Source organism: Bradyrhizobium sp. LTSPM299 (genome assembly GCF_000938235.1).
Taxonomy (GTDB): domain Bacteria; phylum Pseudomonadota; class Alphaproteobacteria; order Rhizobiales; family Xanthobacteraceae; genus Bradyrhizobium.
This window is the reverse complement of record NZ_JYMU01000013.1, coordinates 108,294-131,773: the sequence shown is the minus strand read 5'-3', so window position 1 is coordinate 131,773 and position 23,480 is coordinate 108,294. Positions and strand designations below refer to the sequence as shown.

Sequence of the window (23,480 nt, the reverse complement as noted above, 5' to 3'; positions counted from 1 at the left end):
CCCAGAGCGGCTAATCCGCCGCGCGCAGCCGATAGCCAATGCCGGTTTCGGTCAGCACGAATTGCGGACGCTCGGGGTCGGCCTCGATCTTCTGGCGGAGCTGGCGCACATAGACGCGCAGATATTGCGCATCGGTCAATTCGTCCCACAATTCCTTCAGCAGGAAGCGATGCGTCAGTACCTTGCCGGCATGCTGCACCAGCACACGCAGCAGGTCGTACTCCTTCGGCGACAGCTTTATCTCTTTCTCGCCGACCTTGACGATGCGGCGCACCAGATCGACCGAGAGATCGCCGGAGCGAAAGACAGGCCGTTCGCCCTGCACCTGCAACTGGTGCCGGAGCGCGGCGCGCAGCCGCGCCAGCAGTTCGTCCATGCCGAACGGCTTGGTCAGGTAATCGTCGGCGCCGAGATCGAGCGCCTGCACCTTGCCGGCCTCGTCGCCGCGGCTCGACAGCACCACGATCGGTACATTTTCGTTGCGGCCGCGGATCATGCGCAGCAAATCGTGGCCCTGGATGTCGGGCAAGCCGAGATCGAGGATGATCAGTGCGGGCTCCTCGGCCAGCATCTCCAGCGCAATCTTGCCGTTGGAAGCTTCGAGGATGTCATAGCCCTGCGTGCTCAGTCCCATCCGCAACAGTTTGCGGATCGGCGGCTCGTCGTCGATGACCAGAACCTTGATGGGTGTTGCGTTCATGCAGCGGTGTCCAGCGCGTGGGTGTCGGCCGGGATCGGCAGGCGGATGGTGATGATGGCGCCGCTCCGGTCGGAGCGGTTGGCGGCCGCGATCGTGCCGCGCATCGCCTCGACGAAGCCGCGCGAAATCGCCAGCCCGAGGCCGGTGCCGGGGCGGATATGGTCGCCCTTCTCGGCGCGATAGAACTTGTCGAACACGCTTTCGAGATCGTGGGCCGGAATGCCGTTGCCCTCATCTAGGATCTGCAGCGCGATCGTCTCGCGGTCGCGCCCACCGCGGATCGAGATCGTGGTGTCCGGCGGCGCATATTTGGCGGCGTTGTCCAAGAGGTTGAACAGCACCTGCTCGAACAGCACCGCATCGAGCTCCAGCATCGGCAGGTCGGCCGCGAGCTCCAGCGACACCTTGTGGTGCACCAGAATCTTTGCCGCGCGGCGCAGCGCGCTGCCGACGATCTCGCCGATATCGTGCCGCGCGGTGTTGGGCACGATCGCACCCGACTCGAGCTTGGTCATGTCGAGCAGATTGGCGATAAATCTGTTGAGCCGCTCCGACTCGTCGATCACGGTCGCCAGCAAATCATGCTTCTGTGCGTCGGTCAGGCTCGCGCCGACGTCGCGCAGAGTCGAGGCCGAACCTAGCACGGAGGCGAGCGGTGTCTTGAGGTCGTGCGAGATCGAGGTCAGCAGCGCGCCGCGCAGGCGGTCCGACTCGACCGTGCGCTTGACACGGTCCATGTCCTCGACCAGCAGCACGCGTTCGATCGCGAGCGCGCCCTGGTCGACCAGCGCATCGAGCAGCCGGCGCTGGTCGGGGGTCAGCAACGGTCCGGTCCGGTCGTCGTCGATGCCGATCACGCCGGTCAGGCCGCGCCCGGTGCGCATCGGCAGGAACAGCCGCTTGGCGCCGGGCAACGTGTCCGAGCCGCGACCGGCGGGGCGATCGTTGCTCCACGCCCAATTAGCCGCGGCGAGGTCCGCCTTGTCGAGCTGGTCCTCCGGCGGATAGCCGGCCTTGACGGCCAACAGCCCGTCTTCCGGCAGCAGCAGCACCACACGCACCTTCAGCATCAGCGCGATCTGGTAGGCGGTCGCCCACAGCACGTCGTCGAGCGTGGCGGTACCCGCGAGCTTGCGGCTGAAAGCATAGAGCGACTCGGTGGTGCGGACGCGGCCGATCGCGGAATCGGCCTGCGTGCGCACGCGCGCGGCGACATTGGAGACCAACAACGCCACCACCATGAAGAAGAAGAACGCGGCGACGTTGGTCGGATCGGTGATGGTGAAGGTATAGACCGGCGGCAGGAAGAAGAAATTGTAGCACAACGAAGCGGCCACGCTGGCCAGCAGCGATGGCCACAGGCCGTAGCGCACGGCGACGCCGACGACGGCGGTGATGAACACCAAGTCGACGTTCTCGATCCCGAAGAACGGCTGGATCAGCTGCGCCGCAACGAGCCCGATCGCGACCAGCAGCAGCGCCATCAGATAGGGCCGCGGATTGAACGGCTCCTGCCGCTGCGCTGTCTGCACCGCCGCCTTGGCGACCGGCTGCTCGTCGCCGGCGATCACGTTGACGCTGATATTGCCGGCGCGGCGCACCAGATCGTGCACCACGGAGCCGCGCGTCATCTCGAACCAGCGCGAGCGCGTCGACTTGCCGATGATGATCTGGGTGACGTTGTTGGCCTGCGCGAAACTGATGACGTCGTCGGCGATGCGGCGCCCGACGCCGGGAATCGTCAGCGCCTCGCCGCCCAGCGCCTCGGCAAGCCGCAGCGTATCGGAGAGCCGGTCGCGCTGCTCGTCGGTCAGTTGCAGGCTGCGGCGGGTTTCGATGCTGATCGCAGTCCACGGCGCGTGCAGCCGGTCGGCCAGCCGCTTGGTATAGCGGACGAGGCCGGCCGCGCGCGGGTCCTCGCTGATGCTGACGAGGATTCGTTCACCGGCCGCCCAGGGCCCGGCGATCGCGTTGGCCTGCATGTGGGTGAGCAACTGCTCGTCGACCCGCTCGGCGGTGCGCCGCAGCGCGAGCTCGCGCAGCGCGGTCAGATTTCCGGGCGAGAAATAGTGCTCCAGTGCCCGCTCGGCCTGCTTCGGCACATAGACCTTGCCCTCCTTCAACCGCTGAATCAGGTCGTCGGGCGTGAGGTCGATCAGCTCGATGGCGGCGGCGCGATCGAACACCGAATCCGGTACGGTCTCGCGCACCCGGACGTGGGTGATCTGGGCGACCACATCGTTGAGGCTCTCGATGTGCTGGATGTTGACGGCGGTATAGACGTCGATGCCGCGCGAGAGCAGTTCCTCGACATCGAGATAGCGCTTGGGATGCCGGCTGCCCGGCGCATTGGTATGGGCGAGTTCGTCGACCAGCGCGATCTGCGGGCGCCGCGCGATCAGTGCGTCAAGGTCCATCTCCTCGATGTCCTGGTCGCGGTAGGTCAGCCGCTTGCGGGGGACCACTTCGAGGCCCTTCAGCAGCGCCTCGGTCTCGACGCGGCCGTGGGTCTCGACGACGCCGACCACCACGTCGGTGCCTGCCTTGATGCGGGCGTGAGCGCTTTGCAGCATCTCGTAGGTCTTGCCAACGCCGGGAGCGGCACCGACGAAAATCTTCAGCCGCCCCGAGCGATCGGTCTCCCGGCGCGCGGCCTCAAGCAGCGCATCGGGCGAGGGTCGTTTTTCCAGGTCGCGGCGCTGATTGGCCATACGGCAATATAGTCATCCGGTCGGTTGCAGCCTACTCCCCTATTTCGAGCTGGCCCCGTCCAGCGCCAGATTGAGCGCAAGAACGTTAACGCGCGGCTCGCCCAGGATGCCGGCGAAACGCCCTTGCGTGTTCTGCGTCACCAGCTGACGAACTGCGTCCTCCGACAGGCTCCGCGCCTTGGCGATCCGCGGCACCTGGAACAGCGCGGCGTCCGGCGAGATGTCGGGGTCGAGCCCGCTGGCCGAGGTGGTGACCAGATCGATCGGCACCGCGGCGGACGGATTTTCAACCTTCAGCTTCTCGACATCCTCCTTGACCCGGTCGTTCAGCGCCTTGCTGGTCGGACCGAGATTGGAGCCGCCGGAATTGGCAGCATTGTACGGCGCCGGCACGGTCTTGCTGGCATCGTTCGGATCAGGCGCGACCGTCGCCGAGGGCCGGCCGTGGAAGTATTTGTCGTCCTTGAACTCCTGCCCGATCAGGGCGGAGCCGACCACTGTGCCGTTTCGCTCGATCAGGCTGCCTTGCGCCTGTTTCGGGAAGATGGCGCCAGCGATCGCCGTCATGGCGAGCGGATAGACCAGGCCCGTGATCGCGGTCAGCACGACCAGGACGATGATGGCGGGGCGGATTTCTCTGAGCATCGTAGGTCTCCTAAGTTTGCTCGGTCATTGCGAGCGAAGCGAAGCAATCCATGGTTCGGAAAACGGAGAGATGGATTGCGGCGTCGCTTCGCTCCTCGCGATGACGGTTGCGTGGTTCAAGCCAGGCCCAAAGCGGCGACCAAGAGGTCGATTACCTTGATGCCGATGAAGGGAATGATGATGCCGCCAAGGCCGTAGACCATCAGGTTGCGGCGAAGCAGCGCGCCGGCCCCGATCGCACGGTACTTGACGCCCTTTAGCGCCAGAGGAATCAGCGCGATGATGATCAGCGCGTTGAAGATGATCGCCGACAGGATCGCGCTCTGCGGGCTCGCCAGGTGCATTACGTTCAGCACCGAAAGCTGCGGGTAGAACGTAAGGAACATCGCCGGGATGATCGCAAAGTATTTCGCGACGTCGTTGGCGATCGAGAACGTGGTCAGCGCGCCGCGTGTCATCAGCAGCTGCTTGCCGATCTCGACCACCTCGATCAGCTTGGTCGGGTTGGAATCGAGGTCGACCATGTTGCCGGCCTCGCGCGCAGCCTGGGTGCCGGTGTTCATGGCGACACCGACGTCGGCCTGCGCCAGTGCCGGCGCGTCATTGGTGCCGTCGCCGCACATCGCCACCAGCTTGCCCTTGGCCTGCTCGTCGCGAATCAGCTTGAGCTTGTCCTCAGGAGTGGCCTGCGCCAGGAAGTCGTCGACGCCGGCTTCAGCCGCGATCGCAGCAGCGGTCATCGGGTTGTCGCCCGTGATCATGACGGTGCGGATGCCCATCCGGCGCAGCTCGGCAAAACGCTCGCGGATGCCGCCCTTGACGATGTCCTTCAGGTGCACGACGCCGAGCAGCTTGCCGTCCTTTGCCACTGCGAGCGGCGTGCCGCCGGCCTTGGAGATTTCGTCGGCGATCGACTGGATCTCGCGCGCCTCGGCGCTCATCGCCGTCTGAATCGACCGAACGGTATTGCCCGAGGCCACGGCGCGTTGTCCGCCGCCATCGACATAGTTCAGGATCGCATCCACCGCGCCCTTGCGGACCGACGACGAGCCGGCATCGATGCCGCTCATGCGGGTCTGCGCCGTGAACGGAACGAACGTCGCGGCGAGTTCCTTCATGTCGCGGCCGCGGATGCCGTATTTCTCCTTGGCCAGCACCACGATCGAGCGTCCCTCCGGTGTCTCGTCGGCGAGCGAGGCCAGTTGCGCCGCATCGGCGAGATCCTGCTCGGACACGCCGCGGACGGGGCGGAACGCGGTCGCCTGGCGGTTGCCGAGCGTGATGGTGCCGGTCTTGTCGAGCAGCAGCGTATCGACGTCGCCGGCGGCCTCCACCGCGCGGCCGGACATCGCCAGCACATTGAAGCGCACCAGGCGGTCCATTCCGGCGATGCCGATCGCGGACAACAGCGCGCCGATCGTGGTCGGGATCAACGTGACGAACAGGGCGACCAGTATCACGACCGAGATCGAGCCGCCGGCATAGGCCGCATAGCTCGGGATCGTCACGGTGGCGAACACGAAGATGATGGTGAGACCCGCCAGCAGGATGTTGAGCGCGATCTCGTTCGGCGTCTTCTGCCGCTCGGCGCCTTCCACCAGGCGGATCATGCGGTCGATGAAGGTCGAACCCTGCGCCGCGGTGATGCGGACGCGGATCCAGTCGGACAGCACCTGCGTGCCGCCGGTGACAGCCGACCGATCGCCGCCGGATTCACGGATCACGGGCGCGGATTCACCGGTGATGGCGGCCTCGTTCACCGAGGCGACGCCTTCGATCACCTCGCCGTCGGAGGGGATGTTGTCGCCGGCTTCGACCAGCACGACGTCACCGACCTTCAGCGAGGTGCCGGGCACCATGCGAAAGGTTCTATCAGTGCCGGTGAGCAGCTTGGCCTGGCTCTCGGTGCGGGTCTTCTTCAGCGATTCCGCCTGCGCCTTGCCGCGGCCTTCGGCGACGGCTTCGGCGAAATTGGCGAACAGCACGGTGAACCAGAGCCAGAGGATGATCTGGAAGGTGAAGCCGAGGCTGGGCCCGCCGGTGACGAGGTCGCGGACGAAGATCACAGTGGTCAGCGCGGCCACGACCTCGACCACGAACATGACGGGGTTCTTCGCCATCAGCCGCGGATCGAGCTTGACGAAAGCCGACCAGATCGCCGGCACCAGGATCTTCGGGTCGAGCATGGTCGACGCCGTCACCTGCTTCTGCAGTTTCATGGTTTCCATGGAGGGTACTCCGGTCGTATCAAATCAGAACAGGGTGTTGGCGGTCATGGCGAGGTGTTCGACGATCGGCCCGAGCGCCAGCGCCGGGAAGAAGGTCAGGCCGCCGATGATCAGGATGACGCCGACGACGAGGCCCACGAACAGGCCGCCGGTGGTCGGCAGCGTGCCGGCCGACGGCGGGATCGACTTCTTCCCCGCGAGCGAGCCGGCCATCGCCATCGCCGGCACGATCATGAAGAAGCGGCCCACAAACATCGAGACGGCAAGCGTCAGATTGTAAAAGAAGGTGTTGCCGGTGAGCCCCGCGAAGGCCGATCCGTTGTTGCCGGTCGCCGACGTGTAGGCGTAGAGCACCTCGGTAAAGCCGTGAGGACCGGCATTGGCCATCGAGGCCACCGCCGAGGGCAGCACCACGGCCACCGCCGTCCAGCCGAGATACATCAGCGGCAGCACCAGGATCGCGAGCATCGCCATCTTGACCTCACGCGCCTCGATCTTCTTGCCGACATATTCCGGCGTGCGGCCGACCATCAGGCCGGCGACGAAGATCGACAGCACGACGAACAGCAGCATGCCGTAAAGGCCGGCGCCGACGCCGCCGACGATGATCTCGCCGAGTTGCATGTTGATCAGCGGGATCATGCCGCCGAGCGCGGTGAAGCTGTCATGCATCGCATTGACCGCGCCGCAGGACGCAGCAGTGGTGATGACCGCGAACAGCGAGGACGCGACGATGCCGAAGCGCACCTCCTTGCCCTCCATGTTGCCGCCGGTCAGGCCGAGCGCCTGCAGCGCATTGGTGCCGTTGGCTTCCGCCCAATAGGTCACGGTGACGCCGGCGAGGAACAGCACGCCCATCACGGCGAGGATCGCCCAGCCCTGGCGTTCATTGCCGACCATGCGACCGAACACGTTGGTCAGCGCGGCGCCGAGCGCGAAGATCGAGATCATCTGCACGAGATTCGACAGCGCGGTCGGGTTCTCGAAGGGATGCGCGGCGTTGGCGTTGAAGAAGCCGCCGCCATTGGTGCCGAGCATCTTGATCGCGACCTGCGAGGCCACCGGCCCAAGCGCGATGGTCTGCTTGCTGCCTTCCAGCGTGGTCGCATCGACATAGGCGCCGAGCGTCTGCGGCATGCCCTGCCAGACCAGGAAGACAGTATAGACGATGCAGATCGGCAGCAGCACGTAAAGCGTGCAACGCGTGACATCGACCCAGAAATTGCCGATCGTGCGCACCGAGGAGCGCGAGAAGCCGCGGATCAGCGCCATCGCGAGCGCGATGCCAGTCGCAGCCGACAGGAAGTTCTGGTGGGTGAGGCCGAGCATCTGGACCAGATAGGACAGCGTGCTCTCACCACCATAGTTCTGCCAGTTGGTGTTGGTGAGGAAGGAGATCGCGGTGTTGAAGGAGAGATCCTCCGCGACCGCGGTTTGTCCGGCCGGGTTGAACGGCAGCACCGCCTGCAGCCGCATCAGGCCGTAGATGATGAAGAACGCGCCGACATGGAACAGCAGCATCGCGACCGCATAAGTCAGCCAGTGCTGCTCGCGCCGCTCGTCGACGCCGCCGACCCAGTAGATGCCGCGCTCGACGGGGCGCAGCACGGGAGAGAGGAAGGTGCGCTCGCCGTTAAAGACGCGGGTCATGTACCAGCCGAGCGGTTTGACCAGCGCGACCACGATCGCGCAGAAGAGAATAATTTGAATCCAGCCGATGACGGTCATTGCGTCAAACCTTTCGAACGGGTGCGAGGCGCAGCAGCGACGCGAGCAGGCCGAGCAGCAAGCCGCTCAGCGCCACGTCCGCCACGAGAATTGTGCAAAGCGCGAGCATTGCGTGGACCTAGAAGCGCTCGGGCCGCAGCAATGCATAGGTGAGGTAGAACAGCAGACCGAGCGAAACGAGGCCGGCGAGCGAATAGTCGAAAATCATCGCCGCCTCCTATAGCCGTTCGCAGGCGTAGGCGTAGCCGATGCCGGCCGCGAACAGGCCGATCGCCAACGCTGCCATGAGAATGTCCATCATGAGAGCCTCCTATGCTCCGTGGGCGGCGGGACATCGCATAAGCGATCCCGCGCCTGATGGTGGTGAAGTGCCACCCGTGGCATAGGTTTTCGAGATGTGGCGAATAAGGACGTTATAGGAATCCTATATAGGCCACGGCGCGTTCCGCTGTCGTCCCGGCGAAGGCCGGGACCCATACGCCGCGGCCCGCAGAAAGGGCACAAGCGGAGTCGGCTTTCTTCAGTCAGTCAATTCGGTGGTTATGGGTCCCGGCCTTCGCCGGGACGACGCATGGAGAGATAGCAGCCCCGTTCCACCTTTATGAAATCCCTATATCTCCGCCCCTCGCCTCATCTCGTTTTCAAATGGCGGTCAAGCCATTTTGAACGCGCGGCCAATGTCTTGGGCCGCGCTCGGCACGAGATGATGTCATGTCATTGCTTTCTGAAAACCCCTCCGAGCTCGGCGACCGGCTGCGCGACGCTTATGCCGTTACGGGCGAGTTGATGACCGACATCGTCAGCCGGACCTGCCGGCGTTTTCCCTCGCTCCGACAGGGCGGCAAGACCGCCCATATCGAGCGTCTGATCCACTCAGGCGCCTGGACCGAAACCGCGCTCGCGTTGATCGATCTCGAGCTTCCGCAATGGCAGGTCCGCCGCCTTGTCTATGATGAAGGCGAATGGCACTGCGCGCTGTCGCGCCAGCGCGAGCTGCCCGACTGGCTCGACCAGTCGATCGAGAGCCATCATGCGGATCTCGCGCTCGCAATCCTCAGCGCCTTCGTCGAGGCCCAGCAGATCAGCGCGCCGGCAAGCCGGCCCAGCGTGCCTGGGGTCCGTCGCGACACCAGCACGCAGTACGAACTACTCCTCGTTGACAATTTCGGCTAACGGCGGCGCCATCTTGAGTGCAAAAGAGTTGCCGCGGGAATTGCGCTCGGCACAGGTCCTGATCCGGTTTGGATTCCGGATCGCGATCATGATCGGCTTTGCCGCGTTCGCCAGCATCGGCTTCGGCAGGAGCCTGGTCGCGCTGCTGTGGATGTCGGCGCTGCTGTGCGCCGTGGTCGGCGCCGCCAAGCGCGAGCCGCCGTTCAGAGCCCAGCTCAATCATTGGGACGAGATGACCGCCTATGTCGCGCTGTGCGCGCTAGGCACCGGCATCGTCGAGCACCTCTAGAGCCGTTTCCGTTCCGATAGAATCGGAACGGGGCTCTAGATTCTTGTTTTGACGCGTTTTCTTTACGCGAACCGGCATCCACTTCGCTCGAAAACGCTCTGAAACCCATCCCGAAAAATCCTATGCGCCTCCTATGACATCGGTTGCCGCTCGCGCTCGATTTCATATCCGGCAAGCCTGACATTGAGCGCGTGACGTTGACTTTGAAAAGGACTGACTAACGTGAAACTCGTCGAACCTCCCTCGTGCAGCTCGACATCTTCCATCGTCTTTATCGGCCGCAACCGGCGCGGCCAATGGGTCGCCCAGGAGCAGAATGGCCTTTATGGCGGCCTGTTCGTCAATCGCGCCCAGGCCGTCAAATACGCGCTGTTCGAAAACGGCCAGCACCCCGAAATGCTCGTTGAGCTGTCGCGCGAGATCGAGCTCGACATGCACAGCCGGGCGACCGCCGGCATGCCCGTCAGCCGCGTCGCCTGAGCCCCAGATGCTCTCCCCTCCACAGCCGGCCGAATGGCTCTCGGGTTACATCCCCGACCTTCCGACGCCCTTCAACGACCAGGGCGGGATCGACGAGGCCGCGTTCGGCCGGCTTTGCGAACGCCAGATCGCCGCCGGCGCCACCGCGCTGGTGGTCGGCGAGACATCGGGCGAAAATTCGACATTGGAGCCGGCGGAGCGCGAGCAGCTGGTCCGCATCGCCGTCGACGTCGCCCATCACCGCGTGCGCATCATCGCCGGCGCCGGATCGAACGCGACCGAGCGGGCGATCATGCTCACGCAAGTCGCGGAAGCCGCCGGCGCGGACGCCGTCATGTCTGTGGTGCCCTACTACAACAAGCCGATGCCGTCAGGCATGGCAGCGCATTTCCGCGCCATCGCCGCAGCGACGACGATGCCCGTCATCCTGCACGATATCCCGTCGCGAACGGTGCGCGGCTTGCCCGACGACACGCTCATAGAGCTCGCGCGATCGCCGCAATTCGCCGGGTTGCGGGACGGCAGCGGCGACATGGCCCGGCTGACGCGGCTACGATCGCGCCTGCCGGCAAGCTTCCGGCTTTTGACCGGAGACGACGTAACATCGCTCGCCTATCTCGTCGCTGATGGCGATGGCTGCATCTCGTCAATGTCGAATGTCGCGCCCGACCTGTGCGCGGCCATTCACCGGAATGTCCGTGAGGGGCGGCTGCATCAAGCGCGCGAACTGCACCGGCGGCTCATGCCGATCACAACGCTGCTGGAGCGGGAGCATCCCGCCGTCCTGAAGTTCGCGCTCGCGCTGCTTGGATTCATGCAGCCGACAACGCGCCTGCCGATCGTGCAATTGAACGCATCCGCAAAGGCCGAGGTCGTACAAGCGATCGCCGGCCTCGCCGATCAAGCGGCGCAGAGCGAAGTCGTAAACCATCTGTTCGCAATGCCAGTCATCGCAATGCACAATGGCCTAGGCGTGCATCGTCGGTGACGCCACTGCCATATTGAGGTTCCAGAACGGCGCCCCATATCCCTGACAAGGGAGTGCTTGCCGTGCAGACCTTCAAGGCGGCCCTCGTTGCGGCGACCGTCTTCGTCGCGCTGGCTGTCTCCATCCGTCCAGGCGCCGCGGAGGAGAACAGCCGCCTTGCCATGACCATTGCGATCGATGGCGCGATCGGACCGGCGTCAGCCAGCTATGTGAAGGCGGCTTTGGCCAAGGCCGCCGAACGGCACGCCGAGATTGTCATCCTGCGCCTGAATACACCGGGCGGTCTCTCTACCAGCATGCGCGAGATTATCGCCGATGTGCTGGCTTCGCCGATTCCAGTCGTCGGCTACGTCGCTCCCTCCGGCGCCCATGCCGCGAGCGCCGGGACCTACATTCTCTATGCGGCCCATATTGCCGCCATGGCGCCGGGCACCAATATCGGCGCCGCGACGCCGGTGCAGATCGGCGGTCCGATACCCGGTCTGCCGGGCGCCGCCCCGGACAAGGACGGCAAGGACAAGAAGGATGGCGACCATTCATCCGAGCCGAAGGACGCCATGACGGCGAAGGTGACGAATGATGCCGTCGCCTTCATCCGCAGCCTTGCCGAGCTGCGCGGCCGCAATGCCGACTGGGCCGAAAAGGCGGTCCGCGATGCCGCCACGCTCTCCGCCAACGGCGCGTTGCAGGCCGGTGTCATCGACCTTGTCGCGCGCGATCCGGCCGAATTGCTCAGGCAGGTCGATGGTCGCGTGGTGGAGGTCGCGGGCGGCAAGACGCAACGGCTGGCGACCAAGGATGCCGTGCTCAAAGCCATCGATCCCGGCTGGGCCTCGCGCGCCCTGGCGGTCATCACTGATCCGAACATAGCATTCATTCTGCTGATGGTCGGCATCTACGGGCTGATCTTCGAATTCATGACCCCGGGCACGGTCGCTCCCGGGATCGTCGGCACGATCTGCCTGCTGCTTGGCCTGTATTCCCTCAATCTGCTGCCGATCAACTATGCCGGCTTCGCCTTGATGCTGGTCGGAATCGCGCTGCTCGCGATCGAAGCGTTCAACCCGACCGTCGTGATTGGCCTTGGAGGGATCGTTGCCTTTGTGCTGGGCGCGCTGATGCTGTTCAGGGTCGAAACGCCCGGCTACGCACTGTCATGGTGGGTCATCGGCATCACCGTCGCGGTGTTCGTCACTTTCTTCCTTGCCATCCTCGGCGCACTTCGCCGCGCCGCCAGGGGGCCGGTCCTCCTCGGCGCGCAGGCCATGCGCGGCCTGCCGGCCGAAGTACTCGACTGGTCCGAGACCACAGGTCACGTCTTCACCAACGGTGAACGCTGGCAAGCGCGCGGCACCGAGACGTTCAAGTCCGGAGAGACGGTCGAAGTGGCCAACATCATCGATTTGACACTGGTGGTCCGGCGCGCGCCGGCTTCCGCCGGCGAGGGAGGTACAGCATGACGCTTGATTATTTCGCCTATGCGGCACTCGTGCTGCTTGTCATCATATTCCTGACCCAGGCGGTTCGCGTGCTGCGCGAATATGAGCGCGGCGTCGTCTTCACGCTTGGCCGCTTCACCAGTGTGAAGGGCCCGGGGCTCATCATCCTCATTCCGGTCGTGCAGCAACTGGTGAAGGTCGATCTCAGGGTGATGGTCCAGGTGGTGCCGCCACAGGACGTGATTTCCCGCGACAACGTCTCGGTCAAGGTCAACGCCGTCCTTTACTTCCGCATCGTTGATGCCGAACGCGCCATCATCAAGGTCGGCGACTACATGGCCGCGACCAGTCAGCTCGCACAGACCACGCTGCGCTCCGTGCTCGGCAAGCACGAACTCGACGAGATGCTCGCCGAACGCGACAGGCTGAACGCCGACATCCAGGAGATCCTCGACAAGCAGACCGATGTCTGGGGCATCAAGGTCACCGCAATCGAGATCAAGGATATCGATCTCAACGAAACCATGGTGCGGGCGATTGCCAAGCAAGCCGAGGCGGAACGGTTGCGACGCGCCAAGGTGATCAACGCGATGGGCGAGCAGCAGGCCGCCGAGAAGCTGGTCGAGGCAGGCCGAATCCTCGCCCAGGAGCCGCAGGCCATGCAGCTACGCTATTTCGAGGCACTGCATGACATCGCGGGCGAGCGCTCCTCGACCGTGGTGTTTCCGCTCCCGATGAACATCCTCGATCACCTGACGCGGCGAAGTGAAGCGACCTGACCCGGCAAATGCTTGGCCCGCCAGGCCGGTCCGGGGCCGCGCATGTAATGCGCCTCGGGCCGGTAGACCGTGACCGGCTCCTTGCCGATCCAGGCGAGGAACTTGAACAACGAGTCTGCGCCGCTGCGCAGCATGGCGGCGATACCAGTCGATGATGATGACGTTGCGCGCATCTCAGTAATCCCACTTCTCGCCGAGCACGACCGGAGCCCGCGGATATTTCTCGGCGTCCGCGCCGATGGTGCCGACATCCAGATTCATTCGCGCCCAGCCGTCGTGGCCGCGATGCAGCAGGAGCTCGTTGCGCAGCCGGTGGATCTTCGCGGCCGCGATGGCGCTGTGGATCGTCCTGAAGGCGGCGCCGATCCGCTTGATCGCCCGCCGGAGCGTGAAACGAGAGGCGCCGCCCGAGGCGTGCAGCCGGGCATCGTGTGCATAGAGCAAGGTCATGTCCCACCTTCCTTTGGCGGCGCGCGCGAGCGCGCCGCGTCACCCCGGAAGATGCTGATAAGACCGTAGGAATTCGAGATGGCCCGCAGCCAAGCCGCATAGGCACGGCATAAAGGACACCCGCCTCGGCTGGCCCGCTGCAAATCGGGACATTGCAAGCGATTTTACCCCCGATCTGCCCTACCCGGAGCCGGTTTACGGTCGGGGGCAACATCGGTAACCTCCCGGTCCGCAGGTCCGACGCAGTGAGGTGCCCATGCAGCCCAAGGATCCCATCAACTGGATGCTGTCAGATGCGATCGAGACGCTGGCCCGGGCGGAGCGCATGCATCAGCGCTTCCTGAATCTGCATCCGCGCACCGGAAACCGCGAGCCGAGCTGGGAACCGCCGATCGACGTGATCGAGACCGACGACGAAATCCTCATTCTGGTCGCGCTGCCGGGGGTCGACCCCGACGAGGTCGAGGCGGCGCTGGATGGCGCAACGCTCGTGATCAGCGGACGCCGCACATTGCCCGCCGAACTGCGCGACGCCCGCATCCTGCGGCTCGAACTGCCGCAGGGACGGTTCGAGCGCCGGATCGCGCTGCCGATCGGCCGTTACACCATCACCCGCTTCGCCGCACATGGCTGCGTTGGGCTGCGGCTTGGAAAATTGAGCTGAGGAGTTCGGCATGTCCGATGTAGCAAGCGCAGCGCCGGTATCGTCGTCCGATCGTTCGACACCTGTACCGGGAGATGCCCTCATCATCGTCCCGGTCCGCAATACCGTGCTGTTTCCGGACGTGATCATCCCGATCACGATCGCGCGGTCGACATCGATCGCCGCCGCACAGCAGGCAGTTCGCGAACAGCGCCAGATCGGCATCTTGCTGCAGCGCGATCCGGAGACCAACGACCCCGGCCCCGATGGCCTCTACCGCATCGGCACCGTCGCCAATGTCGTGCGCTACCTCACCGGCCCCGACGACAGCCATCATCTGGTCTGCCAGGGCGTGGCGCGCATGCGCGTGCTGGATTACCTCCCGGGCACGCCGTTCCTGGCGGCGCGGGTGCTTCAGATCCCGGAACCCACGGCGACCTCGCCCGAGATCGAGGCGCGCTTCCTCAATCTGCAACGCCAGGCGATGGAGGCCGCGCAATTGCTGCCGCAGGCGCCGCCGGAATTGGTCGCAGCATTGCAGGGCACGACCTCGCCGGCAACGCTCGCCGACCTTGCGACCTCCTTCATGGACCTCAAGCCGCAGGACAAGCAGGACATCCTCGAGACCATCGACCTTGCGCTGCGGATGGACAAGGTGTCGCGGCATCTCGCCGAACGCATCGAGGTGCTGCGGCTCAGCCAGGAGATCGGACAGAAGACCAGGGCCGTGTTCGACGAGCGCCAGCGCGAGGCGATCCTGCGCGAGCAGATGGCGACCATCCAGCGCCAGCTCGGCGAAGGCGACGGCAAGGCGGCCGAAGTGGCCGAGCTGACCAAGGCGATATCAGATGCCAAGATGCCACCTGAGGCGGAGAGCCAGGCGCAAAAGGAGCTGCGCCGCTATGAACGGATGCCGGAGGCAGCAGCCGAATCCGGCATGGTGCGCAGCTATCTCGACTGGCTGATCGAGCTGCCCTGGGGCATTCCGGAGGAGAAGCCGATCGACATCGCGGAAGCGCGCAAGATCCTCGACCAGGACCATTACGGCCTTGAGAAGATCAAAAGCCGCATCATCGAATATCTGGCCGTGCGCAAGCTGGCGCCCGGCGGCAAGGCGCCGATTCTCTGCTTCGTCGGGCCGCCCGGCGTCGGCAAGACCTCGCTCGGCCAATCGATCGCGCGCGCGATGAGCCGGCCCTTCGTGCGGGTCAGCCTCGGCGGCGTGCATGACGAGGCCGAGATTCGCGGCCACCGCCGCACCTATATCGGCGCGCTGCCCGGCAACATCATCCAGGCCATCAAGAGGACCGGCGCACGCAATTGCGTGATGATGCTGGATGAGATCGACAAGATGGGCCGCGGCGTCCAGGGCGATCCGTCGGCCGCCATGCTCGAAGTGCTCGACCCCGAGCAGAACGCGACGTTCCGCGACAATTACCTCAGCGTTCCCTTCGATCTCTCGCGCGTCGTCTTCATCGCGACCGCCAACATGCTCGACGGCGTGCCGGGACCGTTGCTGGACCGCATGGAGATCATCAGCCTCGCGGGATATACCGAAGAGGAGAAGCTCGAGATCGCGAAGCGTTATCTGGTGCGTCGCCAGCTCGAAGCCAACGGGCTGAAGGCCGACCAGGTCGAGCTCGAGCCCGATGCCATCAGGATGATCATCAAGAGCTACACCCGCGAGGCCGGCGTCCGCAATCTGGAGCGCGAGATCGGCAAGGTGTTCCGCAACGTCGCGGTGCAGATCGCCGAAGGCAGCACGAGCCGCGTCGTCATCGCCGCAAAGGACATCGTGGCACTTCTGGGCCAGCCGCGGTTCGAGAGCGAGATCGCGATGCGCACCAGCATCCCGGGCGTCGCGACCGGGCTCGCCTGGACCCCGGTCGGCGGCGACATCCTGTTCATCGAGGCCTCGCGCACACCGGGCAGGGGCGCGCTGATGATCACCGGACAGCTCGGCGATGTCATGCGCGAGAGCGTGCAGGCCGCGCTCACGCTGGTGAAGAGCCGGGCCTCCCAGCTCGGCATCGACCCCGCGATCTTCGAGAAGAGCGACATCCATGTCCACGTCCCCGCAGGTGCGACACCGAAGGACGGCCCGAGCGCAGGGGTCGCGATGTTCACCGCCCTCACCTCGCTGCTGACCGACCGCACCGTGCGCAGCGACACCGCGATGACCGGCGAGATCTCGTTGCGTGGCCTGGTGCTTCCGGTCGGTGGCATCAAGGAGAAGGTGGTCGCCGCTGCCGCCGCAGGCCTGACCCGCGTCATGCTGCCGGCACGCAACAAGCGCGACTTCGACGACATCCCACCGGGCGCCCGTGCCAAGCTGGAGTTCATCTGGCTCGAACGGGTCGACGAGGCGATCGCCGCCGCGCTGGAGGGCGCCAAGGCAACGCCTGCCGCGGCGGAGTGATCGCAGGCAGCCTCGCACCGTTGCCGGCAACGCAAGCGTCGCCGTCGAGATAGCATGAACAGAATGCCCATGCGCATCTGCCTTCGCCGTCGGTTCACACGCCGTCGGCGCATCAAAATAATCGCGGACCGGCCCAATCAGAGATTGTCTTCGTGGACCGATAACGTCTACGGTTGATCCTTGATGGAAACGCAGCGAGGGCTGGCACAAGCTGATTTTCCAATAGGGTGGTGACGACCCGCACGTGACGGATTGAAACATGCGGTTCTGGCCAGCGCCGACCGTCCGGCGCCGTGTGAGGCCGAGGGGAATTGCGATCATGACCAAGTCCATTGAAATCCAGATCGCACTGGACGATCTCGAATTTCTGAAGACCAACCGGTACTTGCTCTGCTTCGCCGCGATCAATTCCGGCATCGTCTGGCGGTGCTTCAGCGATTATCTCGCCAGCAACCCGTTCAGCCTGATTTCGCAATACGAGGTGTTCGGCACCTCGTCGCTCAACATCGGCAGCGTGATCACGATCGACACCAACACCGTGGCGATCACGCCGGGCCAGCAGTGCACGCTTGACGCGGACGCCATATTCCACCCTCCGACCGCCGGCGGGATGCCCGAAGGCATCACGATCAACAACCAGTATGGGCAGCCGATCGGCGTTGGCTTGAGCCGCGCGTTGATCGGACCGGACAATGTTCAGCAGACGACGCCGGTCTTCGCAACATTGGTCCAGGGGCCGGGCACCATTGACATCATGCCCAGTAACAATGTCCGCATCTGGCTGCAGCAGGACATCGTCACCAGCACCATTGTCGACCCCCGCTCCATCCAGAATTCGATCGAGGTCGATCTTGGCGCGAAGGATGCCGTACGGCTGCTCTATCAGGGCGGCAAGTGGAGCGAGACCTCCGGCGCCCGGTCGAACTCGTGAGGTCACTCATTGCCAGCCACGCTTGCCCGCCAGCGGGATGCGCGTGAATTCGAATATGGCGGCCCAAATCGTTCGGCCAAGGAGCCCGTGATGGCGAAACTCGTTCAGATCAAGATCGACCCGACCGACTACCATTCCCTGAAATCAGGCAAATACAATCTGTGCTTTGCGCAAAAGACCAACGGCATCTACTCCGTCGTCTGCCAATCCATTTCCAACTATTTGCCGTCGACCCGCTTCTCATGGCTTCCGAATTACAGGCTGTTCGGTACCAATTTCTTCACCGCGGGCGCTGAGGTTGCCATCGAGACCAATATCGTCGACGTCGGGCTCATCAAGCAAGCCATCGCCAGCATCGACGCCGCGGGCGTCGTGAAGCCGGCGGCAGACGCCAGCCCGTCCAGATTCATCGCGTTCTCGAACACCTACGGCCCCATTTACCCCGGCCTGGAGGGATCGTCGGCGGGCCCCGACGGCGTACAACGGTCGCTACCGATCTATGTGGAACGCGACGCCGTCGGAGCCGGCTTGGTGTTGCTCACCCCGGTCGACGTGGTCCGGGTCTGGTTTCAGCAGCAGATCGTTTCCGGCACGATGCTGAGCCAGGAGATGTTGGCCAAGGTCAACGCCTTCGAAGTCGACCTGACTGCAGCAGATACCGCGTCGCTGCGCTACCAGAACGGCGTCTGGTCAGTGACCGTCCCGGACTGATCGTGAACCAGGGCGAAGCGAATCCGGAGACTCACGTCTTGCTCATGCAATCCTCGATGTAGAACCAGCGGTCATCGCCGTGCAGTCCCTTGGCCTTCACCTCGGTGCGGCACGCCTTCAGCTTTGGCCTGTTGGCAATCCACTTGGCCTTCATGTCCTTCAGCTTCTCCATCGTCAGCTTCATACGCGATGGCTTGGCCTCGGGCGCCGCGCTGGTCTGGGCCGATGCGGCCGGCAGCCCGACTACGAGCGTGGCCGCTATCAGAAGAGTGCCGATACGAATCATGAAAATTCCCCTGTGTCTTGAATTGATGTCGTAATGGCGCGTGACGCGTCAGCGTCGGAACGCCGAGCTGCGGCGCGCCATGGCGATTCGAGCATTGATCGGCAAAGGTGTGAAGCGGTTTTCCGAGAAGGTTTGTTCTCAAACAGCGCACCAAAGCGCGATGCTGATCGCATCGCGCTTTGGTTGACGACGATCAGAAAATCTTGACTGCGCTCTCCAGCGTCTTGTAGACGCCCCAGGCCAGCGGAACCGCGACAAAGGCCCAGAACAGCAGCGCCTTGGTGTCGAAGCCGCCCTTGCCGATGCCGAACGATCCGCTGGGACCGGACGCCGCCGCACTCGCCGTCTCGGCTTGCAGCTTGGCGACTTCGGCCTCGCTCATGTGCCATTTGGACTCGACCGGGCGGATCCGCAAATTGCAGATTAGGCCGACGACCAGCAGGCCCGCCAGGATGTACATGGTACGGTCATAGACCAGCGCGCGCTCGATCCCCGCCTGAAGCTGCGCATCCCTGATATAGCCGACCAGCAACGGACCGACGACGCCGGCCGTCGACCACGCCGTCAGCAGACGGCCGTGGATGGCGCCGACGAACTGGGTACCGAAGATGTCGGCGAGGTAGGCCGGGATGGTGGCGAAGCCGCCGCCATACATGGTCAGGATGATGCAGAAGGCTCCGACGAACAGAGCCCGCGACCCCATATGAGCAAAGCTCGGCGCCAGCGCATAGAGCGCGATGCCGAGGATGAAGAACGTATAGTAGGTGGCCTTGCGGCCGATCTTGTCCGACAGCGACGCCCAGAAGAAACGGCCGCCAATGTTGAACAGTGACAGCAGGCCGACGAAGCCGGCTGCGATCGTCGCGATCGCCACCTTCTGCCCGGCGTCCAGCGCGGCGAAGCCGACCTCCGCCTTGCCGATCAGCGAGCCGCCGAAAATCTCCTGCAGCATCGGCGAGGCCATCGCCAGCACGCCGATGCCCGCCGACACGTTCATGCAGAGCACCATCCAGATCAGCCAGAACTGCGGTGTCTTGTGCGCGTTGTCGAGATGGACATTGGCCGAGCTGATCATGCGGTTGGTCGCCGCGGGCGGCGTCCAGCCGTCGGGACGCCACCCGGCGGGCGGCACGCGATAGCCGAACGCGCCGATCATCATGAACACGAAATAGATGATCGCCATCGCCAGAAAGGTCTGCCAGACGCCGATCGAGGTCGGTGTCTTGAAATAGTTGATGAGGAGGTTGGCGAGCGGCGAGCCGATCATCGCGCCGCCACCAAAACCCATGATCGCCATGCCGGTCGCCATGCCACGCCGGTCGGGGAACCACTTTACCAGCGTCGACACCGGCGAGATGTAGCCGAGGCCGAGGCCGACGCCGCCGATCAGGCCGAGGCCGATCCACAAAAGCCAGAGCTGGTGGATGTAGACGCCGAACGCGGAGATCGCGAAGGCGCCGGACCAGCACAGCGCCGCGACGAAGCCTGCCTTGCGCGGACCTGCGCGCTCGAGCCAGCCGCCGAACAGTGCGGCCGAGAGGCCGAGCATGACGATGCCGATCGTGAAGATGATCAGGAGATTGGTGACCTGCCAGTCGCAGGTGGTCGTGAAGAGGTCACCGATCACCGACGGGTTCTGACAAGCGGCCGGCTTGTCGAGGCCGATCGCGCGCGACAGCGGCAGCCAGAACACGCTCAGCCCGTAGGACATGCCGATGCACAGATGGATGCACAGCGCCGCGGGCGGCACCAGCCAACGGTTGAAGCCGGCGGTCGCGATCGTCCGTTCCTTGTCGAGGAAACCTGCGCCTACCCCGGATACCGTTCCGGCGCTGCTCATCGTGGCCATTGAAACCTCCCATGCAGCCGCCGTTGCGTCTGGCGCATCTGCCGTCTTCGATCCCGTCTCAGCCCCGTTGCGGCACAACCATGACGCGGTCGTTCCGCACAATCCCTTGCATGCGCCGGGACCAGCCATGCGCATTCCGGAATTTTAACCCCCGACGCGTCCGGATATGCCCCCGGCCGTGCGGCCCGATCTGGAAGGAGGCTTGCCTCAGCCACCCACGTGCCGTTGTCCAGGCACGACTCCATCTCCACAACCCAGTGGAGATTATCAATTCGTGCAGAATTGGAGAACAGGTGTCGATAGGCAAAAGGTAGATATCAGGCCGCAATTAACCCGTACGCGGCGATGCAGCATTTGACTTGTCTATCGCTCCATTCGCCTTCTCGATCGGGAAAAACCCGCCTCGTCAGCTATCGGCGGCACCCCTCCCCAGCACATCGTCGACCGGAATCGCAAACCGCAGCATCAATGCCGCCACGTCCTCGATGCCGTCGAGGTGAGCCACCGGCAGCGTGGTTTCGACCGGGACATCGCTGGCGATCCCGACCACGCTCGCGTCGTCGGGAAACAGCAGCGGCTTGCCATTGGCCGCGCGATGCACCTCGATCTTGTTGATCGGCTCGCGCTTGAAGCCCTCGACCACGACCAGATGGACCCGCGCCATCTTGCCGAGCAGCTCCGGCAGTTGCGGCTCGCTCGCCCCGCGCAGCTCGTGCATCAAGGCCCAGCGCCGCGTCGAGGACACCAGCACCTCGGTCGCGCCGGACTGCCGGTGCACCCAGGAATCCTTGCCGGGCACGTCGACGTCGAAATCGTGGTGGGCATGCTTGATGACGGAGACACGCAAGCCGCGGCCAAGCAGATAGGGGATCACCCGCGACAGCAAGGTGGTCTTGCCGGCACCGCTCCATCCCGCGAGGCCAATCACTTTCATTCTGTCCATTTCCGCTCAGGAACCCTTGGTTGCTCCGTCACTGCGACGCGAAGCGACGAAGCAGGCCGTTGTTTCACCCGGCCCCCAGCATGCTTATATCGGCTGGCAGCCCGTGTCATGCCGCGAGCGGCCCTCCGTCCGGCGCTGCCGGCCTGAAGCCCGCCTTCTCCAGCGCGGCACGGCTTTCGTCCGACGCCAGCGCGTCGAGAAAGGCCTGCACCGCCGGCCGCTGCTTGCGCGCCGTCACCAGCGCGAAATCGTAATACTCTTCGGCGAGTGGAATGAAACCGAGCCCGGACGCATCGGCGACTGGTGCGATGGTCATGCCCCAATCGGCCCGATGCTGCGCCACGGCGGCCGCCACCGCGTTGTGCGAGCGCGGCTGATTCCAGTAGCCGTCCGGCCGCGCGCCCGCGAGCAGCCGATCGATCAGGATACGCGTGCCGGCGCCCTGGTTGCGGTTGACCATGATGCAGGCGGGATCGGCGAGCGCGGCGCGCACCGCCGCTTGCGCGCTCAAGCCTGCAAAGCGCCTGTCGCCCTCGCGGAACACGATGCCCTGCATGCGCCGCCAGCCGGGCACGAGCTCGAGGCCGTCGGCAAGATACGGCGTGTTGTAGGTCTCGGTCTTGTTGTCGAACAGATGGATCGGCGCCAGATCGCATTCGCCGCGCTTGGCCGCCGCCAGCCCGCCAAGGCTGCCGACCGCGATCGAACGCACCGCAAGGCCGGCGCGGGCCAGCGGCGCGGTGACGAGGTCGAGCCCGGTGCAATGGCTGCCGACGATCACGAGATCGGGCACCCGCACATGTGGCGTGAACAGCGTCACCTCGGCATCGCTGCCCGCCGGCATCTGGTCGGCGAGCGCATCGATCTTCAGGAAACCGTCGGCCTGCGCAAACGACGTGATCGCGCCGGAGCCCTTGCCGGTGGGATAGGCGATCAGGCCCCCGACACCCTCGACCAGCGACACCATCACGAACTCGGTGCGGCCGAGCTCGGAGGCGATCCGCACCGCCACCTTTGCATTCACCTTGGCATCCGAGCGCGGCGGCAGGCCGGCCATCCGGCGCAGCACAGGCACGATCACGTCGTGGAAGGTGAACATCGCCGAGGTCGGAAATCCCGGCAGGATCACCACCGGCTTGCCGTCGCAGACCGCAAGGCACAGCGGCTTGCCCGGTTTCAGCGCCACGCCATGGGCGATGATGCCGGGCTCGCCGAGCCGGGCGATGATCCGGTGCGAGACGTCGCCGGCGCCTTTCGATGTACCGCCCGACAACACCAGCAAGTCGCTCTCGGCCAGCGCGTTGCGCATAGCGGCCTCGAGCTCAGCCTCATCGTCCGCGATCGCGCCGCGGAACGCCGCTTCGCCGCCATTTTCAGCAATCGCCGCCGTGACGATCGCGCCATTGGTGTCGTAGATCGCGGACGGCCGCAATGGCAGGCCCGGCTGCACCAGTTCGTCACCGGTCGAGAGGATCGCGACCCGCGGCCGCCGCGCCACCTGAACGCTGGCGATGCCGCAGGCCGCCAGCATGCCGATCTCACGCGAGCCGATCACGGTGCCTGCACGCAGCAGCGCCTCGCCGCGCGCGATGTCCGAACCGGCATAGGACACGAATTGTCCGGGCGAGGTGGCGCGCCGCACCTCGATCGCGCGATCACCTGCAGGCTGGGTGTGCTCGACCATCACGACGGCATCGGCGCCACGCGGCAGCGGGCCGCCAGTTGCGATCGGTGTTGCGGTTCCCGACAGCACCGGCCGGGTCGGCGAAGTGCCGCAAGCGATCGTCTCGTCGTTCAGCACCAGCCGCACCGGCGCCGCTTCGCCAGCGGCCGCGAGATCGGCGGAGCGCACGGCAAAGCCGTCGACATTGGAGCGATCGAACGGCGGCACATCGATCGGTGCGACCACGTCTTCCGCCAGCGCGCAGCCGAGCGTATCGGCGAGTGCCCGCAACTCGCGCGGCACCGCGCGGGGAAACAGGGCGGCCTCGAAGCGCGCCAGCGCCTCCTCGCGGGAGAGGATGGTCAGGAACTGGTCCTGATCGACGGATGGCCTCGGATTCGGCGCGGGCGTGTCGGTCATTTCAG

22 protein-coding genes are annotated in these 23,480 nt (G+C 64.9%); 10 read left to right on the top strand and 12 right to left on the bottom strand.

Features of this window, described 5'->3' with window-relative positions; genetic code table 11:
- Positions 1–10 precede the first annotated feature (10 nt).
- The 6 genes from UP10_RS08675 to UP10_RS08650 all read right to left on the bottom strand — a co-directional run bounded on the left by UP10_RS08675 (position 11) and on the right by UP10_RS08650 (position 8,220).
- Positions 11–700 (bottom strand): response regulator, encoded by a 690-nt coding sequence (locus UP10_RS08675; RefSeq protein WP_044537200.1) that lies wholly within the window; start codon positions 698–700, stop codon positions 11–13.
- Positions 697–3,411: a DUF4118 domain-containing protein gene (locus tag UP10_RS08670; RefSeq protein WP_044586933.1), complete on the bottom strand. Its 2,715-nt coding sequence runs from the start codon at positions 3,409–3,411 to the stop codon at positions 697–699. The genes UP10_RS08675 and UP10_RS08670 overlap by 4 nt, the downstream gene beginning before the upstream one ends.
- Positions 3,412–3,450: 39 nt before the next feature.
- Positions 3,451–4,056, bottom strand: a complete 606-nt coding sequence (locus tag UP10_RS08665; protein ID WP_044586932.1) for a K(+)-transporting ATPase subunit C — start codon at positions 4,054–4,056, stop codon at positions 3,451–3,453.
- A 116-nt stretch (positions 4,057–4,172) separates the two neighbouring features.
- Positions 4,173–6,284: a potassium-transporting ATPase subunit KdpB gene (kdpB, locus tag UP10_RS08660; RefSeq protein WP_044586931.1), complete on the bottom strand. Its 2,112-nt coding sequence runs from the start codon at positions 6,282–6,284 to the stop codon at positions 4,173–4,175.
- 24 nt (positions 6,285–6,308) lie between these two features.
- The gene (gene kdpA, locus UP10_RS08655; RefSeq protein WP_044586930.1) at positions 6,309–8,012 is read right to left on the bottom strand and encodes a potassium-transporting ATPase subunit KdpA; all 1,704 of its coding nucleotides are present in this window, start codon (positions 8,010–8,012) and stop codon (positions 6,309–6,311) included.
- A gap of 118 nt (positions 8,013–8,130) precedes the next feature.
- The gene (locus tag UP10_RS08650) at positions 8,131–8,220 is read right to left on the bottom strand and encodes a K(+)-transporting ATPase subunit F (protein ID WP_016846764.1); all 90 of its coding nucleotides are present in this window, start codon (positions 8,218–8,220) and stop codon (positions 8,131–8,133) included.
- A 503-nt stretch (positions 8,221–8,723) separates the two neighbouring features.
- Between UP10_RS08650 and UP10_RS08645 the strand changes: the two genes are divergently transcribed.
- The 6 genes from UP10_RS08645 to UP10_RS08620 all read left to right on the top strand — a co-directional run bounded on the left by UP10_RS08645 (position 8,724) and on the right by UP10_RS08620 (position 13,160).
- Positions 8,724–9,185 (top strand): hypothetical protein, encoded by a 462-nt coding sequence (locus UP10_RS08645; protein ID WP_044586929.1) that lies wholly within the window; start codon positions 8,724–8,726, stop codon positions 9,183–9,185.
- Positions 9,186–9,198: 13 nt separating this feature from the next.
- Positions 9,199–9,474 carry a hypothetical protein gene (locus UP10_RS08640; RefSeq protein WP_156164477.1) on the top strand — a complete coding sequence of 92 codons (276 nt, stop codon included), beginning with the start codon at positions 9,199–9,201 and terminating at the stop codon, positions 9,472–9,474.
- A gap of 222 nt (positions 9,475–9,696) precedes the next feature.
- Positions 9,697–9,954 (top strand): hypothetical protein, encoded by a 258-nt coding sequence (locus tag UP10_RS08635; protein ID WP_044586928.1) that lies wholly within the window; start codon positions 9,697–9,699, stop codon positions 9,952–9,954.
- Between the two features lie 7 nt (positions 9,955–9,961).
- Complete coding sequence (gene dapA, locus UP10_RS08630) at positions 9,962–10,942, top strand: 4-hydroxy-tetrahydrodipicolinate synthase (RefSeq protein WP_044586927.1); 981 nt, start codon at positions 9,962–9,964, stop codon at positions 10,940–10,942.
- Between the two features lie 62 nt (positions 10,943–11,004).
- A complete protein-coding gene (locus UP10_RS08625; protein ID WP_044587201.1) occupies positions 11,005–12,402 on the top strand; it encodes an NfeD family protein in 1,398 nt (465 codons plus the stop codon).
- A complete protein-coding gene (locus UP10_RS08620; RefSeq protein WP_044537208.1) occupies positions 12,399–13,160 on the top strand; it encodes a slipin family protein in 762 nt (253 codons plus the stop codon). The genes UP10_RS08625 and UP10_RS08620 overlap by 4 nt, the downstream gene beginning before the upstream one ends.
- Here the strand turns inward: UP10_RS08620 and UP10_RS44000 are convergent.
- Positions 13,130–13,333: a hypothetical protein gene (locus tag UP10_RS44000; RefSeq protein ID WP_156179712.1), complete on the bottom strand. Its 204-nt coding sequence runs from the start codon at positions 13,331–13,333 to the stop codon at positions 13,130–13,132. The genes UP10_RS08620 and UP10_RS44000 overlap by 31 nt on opposite strands.
- A 1-nt stretch (position 13,334) precedes the next feature.
- Positions 13,335–13,610 (bottom strand): hypothetical protein, encoded by a 276-nt coding sequence (locus UP10_RS08615; RefSeq protein WP_044586926.1) that lies wholly within the window; start codon positions 13,608–13,610, stop codon positions 13,335–13,337.
- Between the two features lie 256 nt (positions 13,611–13,866).
- On the opposite strand from UP10_RS08615, the gene UP10_RS08610 reads away from it, so the two are divergent.
- The 4 genes from UP10_RS08610 (at position 13,867) to UP10_RS08595 (ending at position 18,314) form a co-directional block, all read left to right on the top strand.
- Entirely contained in the window at positions 13,867–14,274 is a 408-nt protein-coding gene (locus UP10_RS08610) for an Hsp20/alpha crystallin family protein (protein ID WP_044587200.1), read from the top strand.
- Positions 14,275–14,284: 10 nt separating this feature from the next.
- The gene (gene lon, locus UP10_RS08605; protein WP_044586925.1) at positions 14,285–16,672 is read left to right on the top strand and encodes an endopeptidase La; all 2,388 of its coding nucleotides are present in this window, start codon (positions 14,285–14,287) and stop codon (positions 16,670–16,672) included.
- A gap of 319 nt (positions 16,673–16,991) precedes the next feature.
- Positions 16,992–17,603 (top strand): hypothetical protein, encoded by a 612-nt coding sequence (locus UP10_RS08600; RefSeq protein ID WP_044586924.1) that lies wholly within the window; start codon positions 16,992–16,994, stop codon positions 17,601–17,603.
- 90 nt (positions 17,604–17,693) lie between these two features.
- The gene (locus tag UP10_RS08595; protein ID WP_156179711.1) at positions 17,694–18,314 is read left to right on the top strand and encodes a hypothetical protein; all 621 of its coding nucleotides are present in this window, start codon (positions 17,694–17,696) and stop codon (positions 18,312–18,314) included.
- 31 nt (positions 18,315–18,345) lie between these two features.
- Here UP10_RS08595 and UP10_RS08590 read toward each other — a convergent pair whose 3' ends face one another.
- The 4 genes from UP10_RS08590 to UP10_RS08575 all read right to left on the bottom strand — a co-directional run bounded on the left by UP10_RS08590 (position 18,346) and on the right by UP10_RS08575 (position 23,475).
- Positions 18,346–18,600, bottom strand: a complete 255-nt coding sequence (locus UP10_RS08590) for a hypothetical protein (RefSeq protein ID WP_044586923.1) — start codon at positions 18,598–18,600, stop codon at positions 18,346–18,348.
- Between the two features lie 193 nt (positions 18,601–18,793).
- A complete protein-coding gene (locus tag UP10_RS08585; RefSeq protein WP_044586922.1) occupies positions 18,794–20,449 on the bottom strand; it encodes an OFA family MFS transporter in 1,656 nt (551 codons plus the stop codon).
- A gap of 406 nt (positions 20,450–20,855) precedes the next feature.
- Positions 20,856–21,383 (bottom strand): molybdopterin-guanine dinucleotide biosynthesis protein B, encoded by a 528-nt coding sequence (gene mobB / locus UP10_RS08580; protein ID WP_044586921.1) that lies wholly within the window; start codon positions 21,381–21,383, stop codon positions 20,856–20,858.
- A 115-nt stretch (positions 21,384–21,498) separates the two neighbouring features.
- Entirely contained in the window at positions 21,499–23,475 is a 1,977-nt protein-coding gene (locus UP10_RS08575) for a molybdopterin biosynthesis protein (protein WP_044586920.1), read from the bottom strand.
- Positions 23,476–23,480: the final 5 nt, after the last annotated feature.